At 41.6% G+C, this 17,030-nt stretch carries 10 protein-coding genes and 1 pseudogene; 4 read left to right on the plus strand and 7 right to left on the minus strand.

The features are described 5' to 3' along the window. Positions 1–25: 25 nt before the first annotated feature. Together FK004_RS02275 and FK004_RS02280 are read right to left on the minus strand one after the other, a co-directional pair. On the minus strand, positions 26–5,539 hold the full coding sequence (locus tag FK004_RS02275) for an alpha-2-macroglobulin family protein (protein WP_108735785.1): 5,514 nt from the start codon (positions 5,537–5,539) through the stop codon (positions 26–28). 115 nt (positions 5,540–5,654) lie between these two features. Continuing rightward, entirely contained in the window at positions 5,655–6,098 is a 444-nt protein-coding gene (locus FK004_RS02280; RefSeq protein ID WP_108735786.1) for a nucleoside deaminase, read from the minus strand. A 93-nt stretch (positions 6,099–6,191) separates the two neighbouring features. Between FK004_RS02280 and FK004_RS02285 the strand changes: the two genes are divergently transcribed. The 3 genes from FK004_RS02285 (at position 6,192) to FK004_RS02295 (ending at position 10,020) form a co-directional block, all read left to right on the plus strand. Then, a complete protein-coding gene (locus FK004_RS02285) occupies positions 6,192–7,961 on the plus strand; it encodes a 1-deoxy-D-xylulose-5-phosphate synthase (protein WP_108735787.1) in 1,770 nt (589 codons plus the stop codon). A 43-nt stretch (positions 7,962–8,004) separates the two neighbouring features. Beyond that, a complete protein-coding gene (locus tag FK004_RS02290; protein WP_108735788.1) occupies positions 8,005–8,955 on the plus strand; it encodes a DUF3078 domain-containing protein in 951 nt (316 codons plus the stop codon). Between the two features lie 555 nt (positions 8,956–9,510). Then, on the plus strand, positions 9,511–10,020 hold the full coding sequence (locus tag FK004_RS02295) for a transposase (protein ID WP_108735789.1): 510 nt from the start codon (positions 9,511–9,513) through the stop codon (positions 10,018–10,020). On the opposite strand, the gene FK004_RS02300 is transcribed toward FK004_RS02295, so the two are convergent. Beyond that, positions 10,017–11,228: an IS256 family transposase gene (locus FK004_RS02300; protein WP_108735429.1), complete on the minus strand. Its 1,212-nt coding sequence runs from the start codon at positions 11,226–11,228 to the stop codon at positions 10,017–10,019. The two genes, FK004_RS02295 and FK004_RS02300, sit on opposite strands and share 4 nt — an antisense overlap. Before the next feature lie 140 nt (positions 11,229–11,368). Here FK004_RS02300 and FK004_RS02305 point away from each other — a divergent pair. Then, positions 11,369–12,112: pseudogene (locus tag FK004_RS02305) on the plus strand (IS256 family transposase); the annotation flags it as partial. 134 nt (positions 12,113–12,246) lie between these two features. Here FK004_RS02305 and FK004_RS02310 read toward each other — a convergent pair. From FK004_RS02310 to FK004_RS02325, 4 genes are all read right to left on the minus strand, one after another. Then, positions 12,247–13,587, minus strand: a complete 1,341-nt coding sequence (locus FK004_RS02310; RefSeq protein ID WP_108738726.1) for a deoxyguanosinetriphosphate triphosphohydrolase — start codon at positions 13,585–13,587, stop codon at positions 12,247–12,249. A 6-nt stretch (positions 13,588–13,593) separates the two neighbouring features. Further along, positions 13,594–14,121, minus strand: coding sequence for an RDD family protein (locus tag FK004_RS02315; RefSeq protein ID WP_121494805.1), 528 nt, complete (start codon positions 14,119–14,121; stop codon positions 13,594–13,596). An 8-nt stretch (positions 14,122–14,129) separates the two neighbouring features. Further along, positions 14,130–14,369: a hypothetical protein gene (locus FK004_RS02320; RefSeq protein ID WP_108735791.1), complete on the minus strand. Its 240-nt coding sequence runs from the start codon at positions 14,367–14,369 to the stop codon at positions 14,130–14,132. Positions 14,370–14,541: 172 nt separating this feature from the next. After that, complete coding sequence (locus tag FK004_RS02325; RefSeq protein ID WP_108735792.1) at positions 14,542–16,926, minus strand: ribonucleoside-diphosphate reductase subunit alpha; 2,385 nt, start codon at positions 16,924–16,926, stop codon at positions 14,542–14,544. Between the last annotated feature and the right edge of the window lie 104 nt (positions 16,927–17,030).

Below are 17,030 nucleotides of genomic sequence, written 5' to 3' on the forward strand. Positions count from 1 at the left end.
GGGGCACCGAAATGCAGCATACGATTTATCGGACCACATTCACCCACTGCCCTTTCGTACGGGCGATATAACTGTTATCATACATCGCATCACACTGCACCCCAGGCAAATAATAAGTTCCCGGATATGACGCATTCAGCAGTATTTTAAATACTTTGGTTTCCTGACCTCGCAATCCAAAATAGAAGTTGGTCCTGTCATCCCGAATATCGATATAATCAGCTTTGTTATTGGCAAAATCTCCGTAATCGGTAAAACGGGTATTCACGATTTCCCATCCTGAAGGAAGAATTTGTGTTAATGCTAAATTAGCCACATACTCCATACTTTCATTTCGTATCGTTACTTCTGCTACAAATTCAGTTCCCTGTTTCAGGGTACTGATCGTTACCGGATTTCCTTTACGATCCTGGAAAACAATATTGGCATACAGGTTTTTCTCCAGCGGCTGTTCTTCTCCTACCGGCAATATCCCGCTGTTAAGCACTTTTACATAAATCGTATTGCTCTTATTGTTTTTTATCGTAATACTATTGGTACCCTGGATAATCTCCAGTTTCCTGTCGGCGAATGATTTTGCCGTTTGTATCGATTGTGTTTTACCCGATTGGGTAAATTGTACCTCTACTCCTTTACCGCCATTGAGCATTGCAAACTTAGACATCGCATATAAACAATAGGCTGTCGTCTGGGTACTCATCCATTGGTTATTGGATAGGTCTTTTGCTACGGTATTTGCCATGGCAAAAGCTTTTTCTTTCTCTCCCACCAATAATAAAGTCTCCAATATCATGGCACGGTTCCGCTCCGGAGATCCGTAATAGTAATAACTATAACGGTCGTTCTGAGCCGTGATCGCACTAAGGTTCAACAGGCTTTTTGCCGCATTTTTCTGTCCGGAAATCGCATAGGCTGCTGCCAGTCGCAATTTGGTTTCATTAGAAATACCGGCAGTTTCCCGAAGCCTGTTCATAGAGGCTAAATCCGGGGATCCTGCCAAAGCAAGCGTATACAAACGATAGGCCTGTGCAAAATCATTGCCATATTGCTGCTCAAATCGCCATTGTTTGGCGGTACGCTGCTGATAAGAAATCCATTTGTTTTTAAAATCCAGTGGCAATACATAACCTTTCTTCTCGGCTTCTATCATAAAATGTCCGGCATAGGAACTTCCCCAGTCATCGGCAGCAGCATTACCCGGCCAATAGGCAAATCCACCGCCCGGCAATTGATAACCCGACAGTTTTTGTATTCCGGCGGTTACATTGCGCTGGATGTCCTGTTTTCTTTTAGCATCAATATCGACAATATCATTCACATACAATTGTGGAAACACCCCGGAAGTCGTCTGCTCCAGGCAGCCGTGCGGATACTGGATCAAATATTCCAGTCGTTTATTAAAATCAATGGACGGAAATGAAGAAGCTTCCAAACGGGCTTTGTTACTGCCTTTGATTCCGAAAGTTTTCCAGCTAATCGTCTTCGAGCTGTTTGGCCCTAATACCACTTCTTGGTAATCATTGGTCACCGGGTTCGGGTTGATCAGGTCAAGCTCTACAGAATAGGTAGCCCGTTCTTTTCCGGAAGTGGCAATAATATCTACTTTCCCAATTCCGGTAAGGTCTGCCGCTTCCAGGTTGAAATAAACCATTTTTTCATCCGGCTGGCTAAAGGATACATTTTGGGTAGCGTTACCGATAACCTTAAGGCCATTATTCGTTTTGATTTGTACCTGTACGTTTTTCACCTGTTTTTCCATAGCGAATAAAGTAACAGGAATCGTTACTTTTTCAGATGGCGATACTTTCCTTGGCAGGGAAGCCAGTACCATTAATGGGCTTCGTACCGGAGTTGCTTTTTCTGCACTGCCATACGCACTGGTTTCCGGATCTCCGGCTACAATCATGGTACGTACAGAACCGATATAATTCGGGATTTTAACCTTATGCGTGGTACTTTGCCCTTTCCCTAAGGAGAATGGCCCAAGGTAAATTACAACCGGTTTAAAGCGGTTTGCTTTTTTAGCTTTACCACCACCGAGATCCTCATCCCCACCAATAGCGAAGACCTGGTTTACCCTTCCACCATAGGCACCGATTACATCATCATACACATCCCAGGTTTTAACGCCCAACGCTTCACGCGAATAGAAATCATTCCAGGCATTAGGGGTTTTGAATCGGGTAAGATCCAATAGGCCCTCATCGACTATCGCCAGCGTGTACGTCATTGGCTTGCCCGTTTTCTCCTTTACATTAATAGATACCGTTTGCTCCGGACGTATCACATCCGGCATGGTAATCTGGGGTTCTAATATCGTTTTTTTATCCAGCACTTCAATAGGTATGATCCCGTACATACGAATTGGCGAATCATTTTTCGTACTCGCATGCGGTTGAAGTAAAGTAATATGGATATAGACATTTGGGGCCATCTTATCCGTAATCGGAATTTCGACACGGGTTTCACCTTTGGTTGTTTTAGTCCATAAGGTTTGTACCACACCCGATCCGTTTTCAATAGAAATCAGCGCACGGCTGCCTTCACTGGACGGAAATGCCAGTTTGGCTTTCTCTCCAACATTGTATTTCGTTTTATCGGCAGAGAACATCAGCATGGTTGCTGCAGTTCCATCATTGTTCCTGGTTTTACCCGACCAGCTTGGCCAGTCGATCAGTACAGTTTCACCTGCTGCATGCCCACCCTGTGTATCGGTTACCCGAACGAGGTACCTGCCCCAGTCGTTTTCGCCCACGGCAAATTGTACACTGGCTTTACCGGTAGCATCGGTGCTTACTGTAAACGATTTATAGGCAATAGTAGCAGTAGACGCATTATAGCTCGACATATTATCGTCTGAAGCATCCCACCACCAGCGCCATTCTACCTTATAGACTTTTACATCCAGGTTGCGGACTGCTTTTGGCCTGCCGTTTTCATCCACTGTTACGATATCATACTTATTGACTTTTCCGGTTTCCAGCATTCCATACTTATTTGGCTCCGGCATTTTTACCCCCACATACGTAGTATACGGGGAATAGGTCGCTGTCATCACATCCGTGCTAAAGTCTCCTCCGTTTTCATATACTTTGGTAATAAAAGCCGCTTTTAGCATTCCGGGTGCCTGAGCCTGCAACTGCGGCTGTAGCGTCACGGATACTTTACCGTATTCATCCAGTTTCCCCGAGAAGACATTTAACTCTTCGGTATTGAATTTACGCGCGGGATCATCAAAGGTATATTTAGGATAATTTTTAAAGGTCGTTTCCTGCTGTGCAAATTTAGCCTGCATCTCAATTTTGAGGTCTTTTGCTACGGCACCATGCAGCCAGGCCACTTCTACCTGCCCCACATTCGGGCGTGAGGCTGACAGCAGGCTACCGCCAAAACTGCTCTTTATTTTCAGGCGGTTCGGCTTGATGGTCTCAATTTTAATCGCTTTATAGTACTTGGCTCCTCCCACACTCACAACTGCTTCCCAGCTTCCCGTTGGAGCATCAGGACGTGTTGGAACAACAAATCTATAATGATTTTTATCACTGTATTTCTGGATCATCTGCACGGCTAATTTCCCGTTAGGATCCGTCAGTTTTAGTTTTATTGGATGGTTCACCGGTAATTTACTCGCCCTGTCATTCAGGATAAATGACAGGTAAAGTGTATCCCCGGGACGCCATACGCCACGCTCTCCATACAAGTAACCTTTAAGCCCTTTCTGCAGCTCGTTTCCGGAGACATCAAAATTACTGAGCGACTGCGACAATCCATCGTCCAGTTTCAGGTAGGTACTGTTATTGTCTTTCGTAACGATGGCAAAAGAGGGTTTTATTTCCGGCTCAAAAGTAGCCGTACCATCCCCACCAGTAGTAGCACTGCCGCATTTTTGCTGCTGGAACGTATACAGGTCAATTTTAGCCCCCGAAACCGGTTCAGTCGTTACAATATTATTTACAGCGAAGAAATAAGAACCGTTTTTGCCTCCTTTGGCGATCACCCCTAAATCGGTAGCCAGTATATTCGTTGCTGTTTTTGCATTGTAATAATAGGAATCCGAACAAGGATCCTGGTTTTCACGCCATTCATAATTATCATAGTAATAATAATCGTCATAGCCAATCTGGAAATTATCCTGTTCTTCTTTTAAAGTGAGCTCTTCCCGCTCCGGTTCGGAATTCTCTGAATCGGACGGTGCTGTGCTGCATTTGTATAAAGAATAGGCTTTCTTAAACGATAGCTCTACCCGATAGATCGCACCCGGTTCCGGTTTTATAATGGAAGCCAGATCCAGGGCAAATACATTCCATTTGGTATAATTCGGTAGTTTGTCCTGTGTCAGCTGGATCGTCGTTTTGGCTACCGGCAAGGCAACTTTGGTCAGGTTATAACTTCCGTTGAGGTTGTTATCCTGCAAAAACTGAAGCACATTATCCTGGTATATCTTGTACACTTTCACATCTACCGCTTTCAGGTTCGAAGCCTCAAAATTAATTTTCAGGTTGCTGGAGCTCGGCAGTATGGTTCCATTTTTCAGGAAACGGACACCGGGCTTGAAGGGTTCAAAAGTGATCTTTTCCGTATGGGTCTCCCGCAATTTGGCACCATAGGTATTTTCAATCCCCTGGAACACTTCCACCAGTAAATCCCCTTTTAAAGGCTGTTCAAAAAATACTTTTAATACATTCCCATCGGTTCCATAGGTCAGGTTCGTGGCATTTTCTACTGACACCAATCCTTCAAAATTCTGGTCTTTTTTAATTGGATCTGAGAAATTGATCGATAACACCTGATTCACATCATCCGGTGTTTTGATGCCTACTACTTTAAAGTTGTCTTTGCCGGGAATGGCAAAATCCTGGTTGCCTTTCTGGTCAATATCAAAATCATCCCCATCCCATGAAATTTTTACGGCACTGTCGCCTTTTTCACGGTGGATGCTATCGATCATAAAACGAAATTCCGTCTTGGTACTGGTAGCAGCATCAAATCGTAATTTTAATTTCTTTCCATTCTGTTCTGCCACAACCAGTTTCTGGGCTGTAGCCGGATCCAGGTCATCGCTGGTACGGATGGTCGCATTGAGGTATTGCCATTCCGGGCTATAGGACTGCAGGTCCTTGGTTTCCAAGATGAAGTCCTGCTTGATTGTTTTTACCGTAAAGTTAAAGTCGGATAATTTCTCCGGTGTTTTAATGACCTTGGAAAGATGGAATTTCACCTGGTATTCCGTTCCGGGCTTTAGTTTCTTTTCCGGAATAAATGCAATGGTATTGGTTGAAAGTGCCACAACTTTGCCATTCACATCCGGGCTGATGCTAAAGAGGTTTTTATCGAGTTCCTGATTGGGCTTCCAGTCGCCTTTATCAAAAGCCAGCACGACACGGATATCGGAAGACGACGAGCGTATCCCCGATGTAAAATCAGACACATAATCCTGAAATAACGAAAAATCAGAATTGAATTCCCGTGCCGATTTCTTGCCACAGGACTGGAGTAATACGAAAACAAAAAGGAACTGTAATAAAATTCTTTTCTTCATAGTGTAGGGATTAGGGATTTATACTTAAAATCCTATTCATGCTACACAAATTTAGTTGCTTTAACAGAAATATCACATCTGTTAAGATAATTTTATACTAAATCACGTACATTTTTTATTTTCGCCTTTGCTGGAAGAAGCGTTGCATCAATTCCGCCGCTTCGGTAGCGAGAACTCCTGAAACTACTGCGGTTTTAGGATGTAATGTGATCCCCATCGCCCGGTATCCACGTTGGTCATCGGTAGCGCCAAATACAATTTTGGTGATCTGGCTCCAGTACAGCGCTCCGGCACACATCTGGCAAGGCTCCAGAGTGACATACAGCGTGCATTGCTTTAAATATTTCCCACCTAAAAAATTAGCCGCTGCCGTAATCGACTGCATTTCGGCATGTGCTGTCACATCATTCAGCATTTCGGTAAGGTTGTGGGAACGTGCAATCACTTTATTATCAATTACAATCACGGCACCGACCGGAATTTCTCCTTTATCAAAAGCAAACTCGGCTTCCTGCAATGCTTTTCGCATAAAATAATCGTCGGTAAAAATATTCTCCATAGTTGCAATACGCCCAAAGTGGGCGTTTTATATTGATGATTAAAAACAAAAGTAGAAACAATATTGTAAATTTGCCTGCTATTACGTTCAATAATGTCAGAAAACCTGCTTTCCCATATCGACACTCCCAAAGACCTGCGCCAGTTACAGGAAGCCCAGCTTCCTGCAGTAGCCAAAGAGTTGCGCGATTTTATCATTGATATCGTAGCGACCAAGGAAGGGCATTTGGGTGCCAGCCTCGGTGTGGTAGAACTTACAATTGCCCTGCACTATGTGTTTAATACCCCCCAAGACCTCTTGGTCTGGGATGTAGGGCACCAGGCATACGGCCATAAAATACTGACCGGACGCCGGGCTATTTTCCATACCAACCGGCAACTGGGCGGTATTTCAGGATTCCCCAAGAGGGATGAAAGCGACTATGATACCTTCGGTGTAGGCCATTCCTCTACTGCTATTTCTGCCGCTTTAGGCATGGCGATAGCTTCCAACCTGAAGGGAGAAACCGACAAACAGCATATTGCCGTTGTAGGTGATGCTTCCATCGCTTCGGGTATGGCCTTTGAAGGGCTGAACCATGCAGGAGTAACTGATGCCAACCTGCTTGTTATCTTAAATGACAATGCCATTGGGATTGATCCCAGTGTCGGAGCTTTAAAGAACTACCTGACTGCTGTAAAAGAAGGTAAGAATCCACGGGAGAACAATATGATCCGTTCCCTGAACTTCGATTATTCGGGTCCGATAGACGGACATGATCTTCCCGCATTAATACGGGAACTGAAACGCCTTAAAAACATTCGTGGCCCAAAATTCCTGCACATCATTACGACCAAAGGCAAAGGCCTAAGACAAGCCGAAGAAGATCAGGTGACCTATCATGCGCCCGGGAAGTTTGACAAGATAACCGGAGAGATCCCTTTTAAATCAGAAGACCATATGCCTCCCAAATTCCAGGATGTCTTCGGACTTACGGTATTGGATTTGGCACAAAAAAATAAAAAAATAATTGGGATTACACCTGCCATGCCTTCAGGAAGTTCCCTAAAATATATGATGGAAGCCCTACCCGACCGCGCCTTTGATGTAGGCATTGCCGAACAGCATGCCGTGACCCTCTCTGCAGGCATGGCCACTCAGGGGATGATCGTCTATTGTAACATTTATTCCACTTTTTTACAACGGGCTTACGACCAGGTAATCCATGATGTTGCCTTGCAAAATTTGCCTGTTATCTTTTGCCTGGATCGTGCGGGATTGGTAGGAGAAGATGGTGCCACCCATCATGGTGTTTTTGACATTGCCTACCTGCGTTGCATCCCGAATATGATCCTGTTTTCACCCCGCAACGAAATTGCCCTGCGCAATATATTATATACTGCCCAAACCGGACTGGAACATCCAATAGCCATTCGGTATCCTCGTGGCAGGGGCACTATCATCGACTGGCAGCAGCCATACGAAAAAATTGAAATTGGCAAAGCGTCATTGCTAAAAGAAGGTTCCCGCACCGCAGTATTATCACACGGTCCGATTGGGATGAATGTGACACTGGCTTTTGATCAAATGGAAGGTACCGAAGCCTTCGCCCATTATGATTTCTCTTTTGTAAAACCGCTTGATATCCCATTGTTACACAGTATCTTTACCACATTTAAAAACATAGTCACGATTGAAGACGGAACCGTAATCGGTGGTTTCGGAAGTGCCATTGTTGAATTTGCAAATGAACATAATTACCGTATTCCTGTTAAAGTACTCGGTATTCCTGATACATTTATAGAGCATGGAACTGTAGCCGAACTACAACATTCCAGCAAAATTGACGTTAAAAACCTTATAAACATTTTTTCTTTACTGTAAAATCAAGATTTTTGCAGCAAACACAAAATCCAGAATACTTGCCATGAGAAACTTACCCCTAATCTTCGGGTTCCTTTTGATCCTATTCACCTCTTCCGCTATTGCTCAAAGTGAAATCATCACTACCAAACCTGATACGATTTCCTATTGGAAGGGTAAAAATGAAATAGGGCTTGATGTGAGCCAAATTGCCTTTATGAACTGGAGTATTGGTGGAAACAGTTCCATTTCAGGATTACTCAAAGGAAAGTTTACCCGTACCTATGAAAAAAACAATGTTACCTGGTTCAATGAAGTGCTGATGCGTTATGGGATCAACAAACAGGAAGACCGGGAACTTCGCAAAACCGATGATGCGATACAGATCAACTCTACCTTTGGCTATCGGAACGATACCATATCGAAGTGGTACCATAGTGCCAAATTTAATTTCAACACCCAGTTCACCGATGGATATTCCTATCCCAACCGGGAAATTGCCATCTCAAAACCTTTTGCCCCGGCGTATGTGTTTCTAGGTATTGGTGCGGAATACATTAACAAAGAAGAAAAATTAAATTTCTATATCTCCCCATTGACGCAAAAGACAACATTGGTTTTGGACGAAAGGCTAGCCAATCAGGGTTCTTTCGGTGTACAGCCTGCCGTGTATGACGAAGATGGAAACATGATCAGCAGTGGTAAAAAATCAAAAACCGAATTGGGATTCCTGGTTACCAACCACTGGAAAACCAATGTCTATAAAAACATTACCTTCGAAAACAGGCTGAGCTTATATTCCGATTACATTAATAAGTTTGGTAACATCGATGTCGATTGGCAAATGCAACTGGACTTTGTCGTCAACGAATATGTTAAGGCCAACATTGGTACCCACCTCATTTATGATGATGATATCAAAGCCAAAGAAGAAATTAACGGGCAACAAGTAACCGTAGGCCCGAAAGTACAGTTAAAACAAACGCTTGGTATTGGGCTTACGTATCTTTTTTAGGTACAAGAGCATTCCAACATAACATCCCTTAAGGGACTGACTCCAAAGTCAGTCCCTTTTTTTATAGGCAACAATCTTTAGAATCCCTTTTTCCTGCTTCCAGACCCGGATAGCTTGCTGCCCAGCAACAAATTCCGGGTCCGGAACCAGGATGACCTACCTCTATAACCAGGATTTCCTGGTCCGGAACCAGGATGACCTACCTCTATAACCAGGATTTCGTGGTCCAGAACCAGGATGACCTACCTTTATAACCAGGATTTCCTGGTCCGGAACCAGGATGGCCTACCTCTATAACCAGGATTTCGGGGTCCGGAACCAGGATGGCCTACCTATACAACCAGGATTTCACGGTCTGGAACCGGGATGACCTACCTCTATAACCAGGATTTCACGGTCTGGAACCGGGATGGCATGGGAGTAGTCGTTAGATTGTGTAAACGTAGAAATTGATTTTAATTTGATTTGAGATTTTAAGGCTTAGCCAAAAAACAACAGATCATTAAGTATAGAATTTAAAAGAACTACATTTAAATAATTTAAAAAGAGCGGATTATGATCGAAGATGGTAAATTACCCAAAGATTTTGCAAAGCAATTTAAAAACAAAGAAGACTTCCATACTTTTTTTCAAGACCTGTATAAACAAGGCATTGAACAGCTACTCCAGGGAGAATTGGATGCTCATCTGGGATATGAGAAGCATAATATTGACGGATACAATACAGGCAATAGCCGTAATGGTTCTTTCTCAAAGAATATAAAATCAGAGACTTTGGGCAATATGGTCCTGGCTATTCCCCGGGATAGAAATGGTGAATTCGAGCCTCAGGTCATCGGAAAAGGCCAATCGATGAGTGAAAAGATTGAAGATGCTATTTTAGGAATGTACAGTCGTGGAATGACCCGTAGTGATATTGTAGAACAAGTTAAAGAAGTTTATGGGATATCAGTAAGTGAGTCCACGATTTCGACCATCTCTGATAGAATACTGGCTGATGTTGATTTATGGACTAAAAGGGCTTTAGAACGAGACTGGTCGAAATTTTGTGTAAACAGTTCTTAGTGTTTAATATTACACCTTTCTCCAAATATGACCAAGAACTGATTCATGATTAATCCCCAGCTTGGTATTGCATTTATCCAGCTTTTTTCACAATTTTGTATTGCTAAATAGACTGATTTCTTGACGCTTTTTTCATCTGGGAACTGCACTTTTGTTTTGGTATATTTTCTAATTCCCCTGTTTAAGTTTTCTATTGTATTTGTGGTGTACATTATTTTCCTGATTTCAGCAGGATAGGCCAAAAAAGGCATGAGATTTTCCCAATTCTTTTCCCAGGAGCAAACGGCATATTTATATTTTGCTTCCCAGTTTTTTTTAAATTCAGCCAGAGCTAAAACGGCTTCTTCCTGATTTATTGCAGTATATACTTCTTTCATTGCACTGCAAAATGCTTTTCTATCCTTAACTACTACAAACTTAAGGCTATTCCTTATTTGATGAACAATGCAAAGCTGGGATTCTGTATTTGGAAAAACACCTCTGATAGCTTTTGTAAATCCGGTAAGGTTATCTGTACAGGCAATGAGAATATCCTTTACTCCACGAGATTTTATGTCAGAGAGTACAGTCATCCAAAATGAAGCCGACTCTTCTTTATTTAGCCACATTCCTAATACTTCTTTCTTACCATCTGTTTTTAGTCCGATTACAATGTAAATTGCATGGTTTTCATATTTCCCATCTGTTCTTACTTTCATATGCACAGCATCCATCCAAACAATCAGATACTGTGGTTCTAAAGCCCTTTTAGTCCATAAATCAACATCAGCCAGTATTCTATCAGAGATGGTCGAAATCGTGGACTCACTTACTGATATCCCATAAACTTCTTTAACTTGTTCTACAATATCACTACGGGTCATTCCACGACTGTACATTCCTAAAATAGCATCTTCAATCTTTTCACTCATCGATTGGCCTTTTCCGATGACCTGAGGCTCGAATTCACCATTTCTATCCCGGGGAATAGCCAGGACCATATTGCCCAAAGTCTCTGATTTTATATTCTTTGAGAAAGAACCATTACGGCTATTGCCTGTATTGTATCCGTCAATATTATGCTTCTCATATCCCAGATGAGCATCCAATTCTCCCTGGAGTAGTTGTTCAATGCCTTGTTTATACAGGTCTTGAAAAAAAGTATGGAAGTCTTCTTTGTTTTTAAATTGCTTTGCAAAATCTTTGGGTAATTTACCATCTTCGATCATAATCCGCTCTTTTTAAATTATTTAAATGTAGTTCTTTTAAATTCTATACTTAATGATCTGTTGTTTTTTGGCTAAGCCTTAAAATCTCAAATCAAATTAAAATCAATTTCTACGTTTACACAATCTAACGACTACTCCCTTTAGAACCACAGTATCTGATTGTTTGGATGGATGCTGTGCATATGAAAGTAAGAACAGATGGGAAATATGAAAACCATGCAATTTACATTGTAATCGGACTAAAAACAGATGGTAAGAAAGAAGTATTAGGAATGTGGCTAAATAAAGAAGAGTCGGCTTCATTTTGGATGACTGTACTCTCTGACATAAAATCTCGTGGAGTAAAGGATATTCTCATTGCCTGTACAGATAACCTTACCGGATTTACAAAAGCTATCAGAGGTGTTTTTCCAAATACAGAATCCCAGCTTTGCATTGTTCATCAAATAAGGAATAGCCTTAAGTTTGTAGTAGTTAAGGATAGAAAAGCATTTTGCAGTGCAATGAAAGAAGTATATACTGCAATAAATCAGGAAGAAGCCGTTTTAGCTCTGGCTGAATTTAAAAAAAACTGGGAAGCAAAATATAAATATGCCGTTTGCTCCTGGGAAAAGAATTGGGAAAATCTCATGCCTTTTTTGGCCTATCCTGCTGAAATCAGGAAAATAATGTACACCACAAATACAATAGAAAACTTAAACAGGGGAATTAGAAAATATACCAAAACAAAAGTGCAGTTCCCAGATGAAAAAAGCGTCAAGAAATCAGTCTATTTAGCAATACAAAATTGTGAAAAAAGCTGGATAAATGCAATACCAAGCTGGGGATTAATCATGAATCAGTTCTTGGTCATATTTGGAGAAAGGTGTAATATTAAACACTAAGAACTGTTTACACAAAATTTCGACCAGTCTCCCGATGAGATCCTGCAAACGCAACATCCACACTCCTTCTTTATACAACAAATGCAAAAAGGAGCACTATGGCTCCCTTTTGCATTTATATTGATATCAATTCATTACAGCTTTTGGCCGGTAACGGTATTGTATAGTATCAGGGCATTTCCATCCGTAAGCAACGAGATAAAATGACAGATATGCAACAACCTATCGTACAGCTCATTCTTTTCAACGGTAAATTTTTCCGGTAACAGTTTAAGCAATAGCTTATCATAACTGGTTGCCTGGCCGTCAAAATCATTATTATAAGCCGTAATAAACTTCTCCAATAACACATTGATGATCTGGTATCCTGTAAGCTCTTTTTCGACCACCTCACGGCTTTGGTAAATATTTTTGACGCTGAGTTTGATAATATCATCCATCTGCGCTTTATACTGGCTTTTATCCGTCAGTGCATACGGAAATTTCCCCGCCAGGATCAGTTCCTCATTTTCAATAAATACCTTTACCGCATCCTGAATCAGGCTCCCGATAGCCAAAGCTCTCAGGTAACTGATCCGGTCTTCCTTAGTGGTAAGTGTATTATATTTTTCACGGATATTGTCTTTGACCAGTTTGATCAGGTATTCGAGCGCAAAATCTTCGTCGATCAGCCCCAGGTTAATCCCATCTTCAAAATCAATGATCGTATAACAAATGTCATCGGCTGCTTCTACAAGATAAGCCAACGGATGCCGTTCGTATCCAATATCATCTCCCGTTTTATTGGGGATAAGCCCTAATTCTTCTGCAACTTCCTTAAAGAAAGCTTTATCGGGCTGAAAGAAACCATATTTTTTATCGGCAATTGCTTTGGTTGGTTTTTTCGGAAGGCTTTCTTTCGGGTATTTCATAAATGCGCCCAAAGTAGCATAGGTAATCCGCAAACCCCCTTCAATACCCGGACGTGTAGCAGACAATACCGAAAAACCATTCGCGTTTCCTTCAAAATCTACCAAATCCTGCCATTGTTTTGCAGTCAACTGGCTCTTATATTGCTGCCCGTTTCCGGTTTTAAAATATTCACCAATTGCTTTCTCACCGGAATGCCCAAAAGGTGGGTTCCCGATATCATGCGACAGGCAGGCGGCGGCCACGATTGCGCCGAAATCATTGGGCTGATACCCGTGTATTTCCTGTAAATGCGGATACTTTTCTATAATTTTTTTCCCAACCAAACGGCCAATAGAGCGGCCAACCACCGAAACTTCCAAACTGTGGGTCAGCCGGGTATGAACGAAATCGGTTTTGGATAGTGGAATCACCTGCGTTTTATCCTGCAGGCTTCGGAAAGCCGAGGAAAAGATGATCCGGTCATAATCAACCTCGAATCCCAAACGGGTATCATCCTGTTCTTTACGTAATCTTTTATTTTTATCGCCTTGTCTTTTCAGGGACAAAAGCTGTTCCCAATGCATCATATATTATAGGTTTTGTCCAATCTGTTTTAAAGAATAAAAAGCTTCCTTTTTAGTAACCAAAAGTGATTCTTTTACTACGTAGGTCTTAGAAATGCTATCATGCCAACTTTTTCCAGGTTCTCCAAAAAAGGAAAGAGGTTCAAAAGGAATAAGACGGCAAAAGGTGCGTAACAGTATATTTTTAAACTTTGGTTTTTTACCAAACTCATCAACTACACGTGTCTTGGTAATGTATTTTCCAATCGTTTTAGCAAAACAAACTTCAAAAAAAACATAATATCCGAGCACTGCAGAAATTTCAAAAAGCAGCCATGCAGTAGGACCTGAATCTGCCATTATATTTTCTATAAACATTGCCAGTGCCATACTTCCTGTTAATTCACAAAAAACGCGAACGCAAAAACCGAATAAAAAGAAGCTGAATAATATGGCAATTACGTCAATAGCGAAGTTTACAAAACGCCTTCCATTTGCAGCATAAAGTGACGAATCAATTCGAAAAACTTCTAAATCTGGATTTTCAGTAACCACAACTTTACTTACTCCTTATCGTTTGCCAAGAAGAAATTCCTTGATTTTTTAGGATACTGGTTATAGCTTCTGTCGCTTGGATTTACAATCACCGTTTTGATATTGATTTCATCCCCGAGTTTAAAACTGGCTTCAGTGTATTGGAAATCGAGCAAATATTCACCACAAAAGTAATTTCCATTCTCATCTTTCTCGATGATTCCGGTATAGACTCCTTTTTTACTGCTGATTTTTTCTGGTTTTGACATGGTCGTAATTTTATTTTGTATTAGTGTATCATTTTATTTAACAGCACCATAGCGCTCTTTATCCTTATAAAAAACTCTGGATAATTTATATCCCTTGCTCTGGCTATTTGCTGCTAAAAAAAACAGCTGTCTCAATGTGACAGCTGTTTCAAATATAAGTATTTTATGTGAATTATGAACCGCACATTTCACAATCATCCGGTTCAGACGCCTGTGCTTTCAACAGCATGGCTTTGAAATCCTCTACTGCGATTTCTTCTGTTTCCAAAGCTACCGGCTGTTCTTTTTTATCGTTGTTCAATGTGAACTTAATAGCATCCACAGCACTTTTCGTTCTCAGGTAGTACATTCCGGTTTTCAATCCGGATTGCCATGCATAGAAGTGCATAGAAGTCAGTTTCGCGAAGTTGGCATTTTCCATGAACAGGTTCAGTGACTGAGACTGGTCGATAAAATACCCTCTTTGGCGGGACATATCCAATATATCTTTCATACTCATTTCCCAAACCGTTTTGTACAGTTCTTTAATATGAGCCGGGATCACATCGATATTCTGAACGGATCCGTTATGGCGCATGATTTCCTGTTTCAGGGTTTCATTCCATAATCCTAAATCTACCAGGTCTTCCAACAGGTGTTTGTTCACTACAATGAATTCTCCAGATAAGGTTCTACGGGTATAGATATTGGAAGTATACGGCTCAAAAGCTTCGTTATTTCCTAAGATTTGTGACGTAGAAGCAGTAGGCATAGGCGCTACCAAAAGGGAGTTTCTTACTCCATGCTCCATTACTTCTTTACGCAAAGAAGTCCAGTCCCAACGTCCGGAAAGCTCTTCATCTTTAAGTCCCCAAAGGTTGTATTGAAATTCACCCTGTGAGATTGGTGATCCTTTGAAAGTAGAATAAGGGCCTTCAATTTTAGACAACTCCATAGAAGCCGTTACCGCTGCAAAATACAGGGTTTCGAAGATTTCCTGGTTCAGTTTTTTGGCCTCATCACTGGTAAAAGGCATTCTCAGCATGATAAAAGCATCTGCCAGTCCCTGTACTCCTAAACCTACCGGCCTGTGGCGCACATTGGAATTTTCTGCTTCGATAACAGGATAGTAATTCCTGTCGATTACTTTATTCAGGTTTAAGGTTACTCTTTTGGTAACATCAAATAATTTCTTGTGGTCAAATTTACCGTTTTCAACAAACATTGGTAAAGAGATCGATGCCAGGTTACATACTGCAACTTCATCCGGTGATGTATACTCGATAATTTCTGTACACAGATTGGACGAACGGATAGTTCCCAGGTTTTTCTGGTTGGATTTACGGTTGGCTGCATCTTTATACAACATATAAGGCAATCCGGTCTCTACTTGTGATTCCAGGATTTTCTCCCAGATCTCACGCGCTTTGATGGTTTTACGCCCTTTTCCTTCTGCTTCATAACGCAGGTAAAGTGCATCAAATTCTTCACTGTGTACTTCCGATAATCCAGGGCATTCGTTCGGGCACATTAAGGTCCAGGTTGAATCTTCCTGTACGCGTTTCATGAATAAATCCGGGATCCACATTCCAAGGAATAGGTCACGGGTTCTCATTTCTTCCTTACCGTGGTTTTTTCTCAAATCCAGGAAGTCAAAAATATCAGCATGCCATGGTTCTACATAAATCGCAAAACTACCTTTACGTTTACCACCACCCTGATCTACATAACGTGCGGTCATGTCATACACCCGAAGCATCGGTACAATACCATTGGAAGTTCCGTTGGTACCACTGATGTACGAACCTGTAGCCCTTACATTGTGGATCGCAAGGCCAATCCCTCCGGCAGACTGTGAAATCTTCGCCGTTTGTTTTAGTGTATCATAAATCCCGTCAATACTGTCATCTTTCATGGTCAGCAGGAAGCAGGAAGACATTTGTGGTTTTGGTGTACCGGAATTGAAAAGCGTAGGTGTCGCATGCGTAAAGAACTTCTTAGACATCAGTTCATACGTTTCAATAACCGATTCGATATCGTCTTTATGGATTCCTACAGAAACACGCATCAGCATGTGCTGTGGCCTTTCTACAATTTTTCCATTTATTTTCAGCAGGTAAGAACGCTCCAGCGTCTTAAACCCGAAATAGTCATAATTAAAATCACGGTTGTAGATAATCGTAGAATCTAACACCTGAGCGTTTTTCTGGATGATTTCAAAAACATCATCCGCCAATAAAGGCGCTTCTTTCCCGGTTCTCGGATTTACGTAATGATACATATCCGTCATCGTTTCAGAGAACGATTTTTTAGTATTTTTATGCAGGTTTGAAACCGCAATACGAGCCGCTAATTGCGCATAATCCGGGTGTGAAATCGTCATCGATGCCGCTGTTTCTGCCGCAAGATTATCCAATTCAGAAGTGGTAACCCCATCATACAAGCCTTCGATTACACGCATCGCCACTTTTACAGGATCTACGAGGTCATTCAGGCCGTAACATAATTTTTTTACTCTATCCGTAATCTTATCAAACATTACAGGCTCTCTATTGCCATCTCTTTTTACTACAAACATAAGTTTACAAATTTTATACGTTTAATTTCTTCATTTCGCACGTTGCCGTACTATCATTGTTTTTTTAGGAGCTTTTTATATTCGGAATCCCTCAGGACTGCAAA

The organism is Flavobacterium kingsejongi, from assembly GCF_003076475.1.
Classification (GTDB): domain Bacteria; phylum Bacteroidota; class Bacteroidia; order Flavobacteriales; family Flavobacteriaceae; genus Flavobacterium; species Flavobacterium kingsejongi.